General features: G+C 36.9%; 1 protein-coding gene. It reads right to left on the bottom strand.

Going from position 1 to position 667, the window contains the following annotated elements; translation table 11 throughout:
- A partial coding sequence (locus tag M3175_RS25770; RefSeq protein ID WP_285852451.1) for a Tex-like N-terminal domain-containing protein occupies nucleotides 1–236 on the bottom strand: 236 nt, incomplete at its 3' end.
- Between the last annotated feature and the right edge of the window lie 431 nt (nucleotides 237–667).

The following is a 667-nucleotide window of genomic DNA, read 5'->3' as shown; positions in this document are numbered from 1 at the left end:
AGCGATTTTTCCAGACTACGCAACTGTACGTCATCGAGCCCGCCGGTTTGGTCTTTACGATAGCGGGCAATAAACGGAATCGTCGCGCCATCATCGTAGAGTTTGACGAATGCCATCATTTGGTTGAGTTTGATACCAAGATTGGCAGCTAATTTTTGATAAATGGCTTGCTGGACTTGCTCAGAGAGTACATCTACCGCTGGATTAGCCGCAATGGCAGTAACGTTTGTAGTCATATTTTTGCCTAACACTTATAAGGATGAACTCAAAACTTCAGAGTTCACGCATTATAACAAAACAATACAAAAAGATAATAGGTAAACGCTATTTTAACAAAAATCTTTAGTGAATTTTTACCTTGCCAATTATACCCCTGTTGCTAAACTAAGATTTTGCTAACTGATGACTATATCATAGGCGGGTACCCTATAAGCTAACGTCGCATTTTTAGCAAAATCACTACAACAATCGATACATTTTTTTGCTTTAATAACCGCATAACCACGCAAATTTAGCTGAATAATAAGATTGATAATGCTTGCAAGTTGTAACCAATCGTTTCAAAATACCTTTATCAGTCCCTAATAAAAAATTGTATACCCATATATTTTATAGCATTGCCTGTCCTAACTATTAATTATAAGGTTCAGTGCAACACGCTAATGGA

Origin of the sequence: Robertmurraya korlensis, from assembly GCF_023715225.1 — a bacterium.
Classification (GTDB): Bacteria; Bacillota; Bacilli; order Bacillales; family Cytobacillaceae; genus Robertmurraya_A.
This window is presented reverse-complemented; position numbering and strand designations above follow the sequence as displayed.